We start from the raw sequence: 1,583 nt of genomic DNA on the forward strand, positions 1-1,583 counted from the left end.
CTGTCGGAGAAGTACCTACCTTGCGCGACAGCGTCGCCTGAATGGCAGGCTGGCTCATGTAGTCGATGAAAGTGTGTGCTTCGTCGACTTTCTTCGATGCGCGCGACAGCGCCCAGCAGCCGGAGTCCTGAACGCCGCCTTCCTTGGGGAAGGTGGAACGAACTGGATGGCCCTCGGAGGCAGCGAGGCCCGTCACATCGTGGTAGTACTGACCCATCGGAATTTCGCCCGACTTCAGCGATTGTTCGAACTGGGCCTCGTCACGGTACCACAAGCGAACGTTCGGCTTGACCTCTGCAAGCTTATCGAAGGCCTTCAGCAGGCCTTCTTCCGTATCGAGGGCGTTGGTGCCGCCAAAGAATGTTTTTGCAGTTACTTCCAGCAGGAACGAATTTGATACCAGAGCGAGCAAACCAAGCTTGTCGGCGTTGGCCTTGTCCCAGAACGCCGCCCATGACGTCGGCGCTTCCTTGTAGACATCGGTGTTGGTAACGAGCGTGATGTACCATGAGACGGCGCCGATACCCGCGACGGAGCCATCGGGATATTTGTTGACGAAGCGGTCGATGAGGTTCTTTGAATTCGGAATCTTTGCCATGTCGAGCGGCGTCCAAAGTTTGGTCGTCTGGCCCTTCAGCATTRCCACCTGCGACATCATCGAAACGTCGGCGGGAGCGGCTCCAGCTTTTGCAGCCTGCTCAAGCTGGACGAGCCAGGCTTCTCCTGTCGGCTCGGCCACGGATTCGATAGCGATGCCGGTTGCCTTGGTGAATTCCGGAAAGATGTTCTTGTCGAACGAGTCTTTGAAGTAGCCGCCATAGACGCCAACTTTCAACGACTTGTCCTGCGCGCGCAGGATGTTTGGCATTGCCAAAACGGCGGCACCCATCACGCCGGCGCGGAGCACCGTGCGGCGACTGACGCTCGTCTTCAGAAAAGAGTCCATTTGTCGTATCTCCTTTTTGTAAGCCAGTTTACTGGCCGATTCCCACTTCTGTTTTTTGTCGAATACCGGGCTGTTGTTCAATGCTGACGAGCGGTCCGGAGCTCCAATATCTTTGTATAGCGCGTCAGCGGGTAGCACAGAACAAAATAGATGAGCGCCACCAGCCCATAGACCGTAAACGGCTCGAATGTTGCATTGTTGATGGCATTCGAGGTTCGAACCAACTCCTCAAAACCAATAATCGACGTTAGCGCAGTGCTCTTGATCAACTGCACCAGAAAACCGACCGTCGGTGCCCGTGTAATCGCGAACGCTTGCGGCAGGATGATGAGCCGCAGCTGCGCTATGTAATGCAAGCCGAGGCTGCTTCCCGCATCCCACTGGCCGCTTGGCAATGATTGCACACCGCCGCGCCAGATTTCGGCGAGGTAGGCACTTGCACAGAGCGTCAGTCCAAGGACTGCGGCCGTCCACGCTTCAATACGGAAGCCTAGCAACGGCAGGCCGAAGAACAACAGGAACAACTGCATCAGGAGAGGCGTGCCCTGAAAGAGGCCGATGTAGTATTCCGCCGCTTGCCGAAGCCAGCGCCGCTTGGAAATTCGCAGCAGGAGAATCACAATCCCGACAATTGCAC

At 56.4% G+C, this 1,583-nt stretch carries 2 protein-coding genes; both read right to left on the reverse strand.

Annotated elements, in window-relative coordinates:
* Positions 1-946, reverse strand: a 946-nt coding sequence (locus ACXJ5O_RS26465; RefSeq protein ID WP_457302503.1) for an ABC transporter substrate-binding protein, incomplete at its 3' end; no start/stop codon positions are given.
* Positions 947-1,023: 77 nt separating this feature from the next.
* Positions 1,024-1,583, reverse strand: a 560-nt coding sequence (locus tag ACXJ5O_RS26470; RefSeq protein ID WP_457302504.1) for an amino acid ABC transporter permease, incomplete at its 5' end; no start/stop codon positions are given.

The sequence above is a fragment of the Phyllobacterium sp. P5_D12 genome, assembly GCF_054049495.1.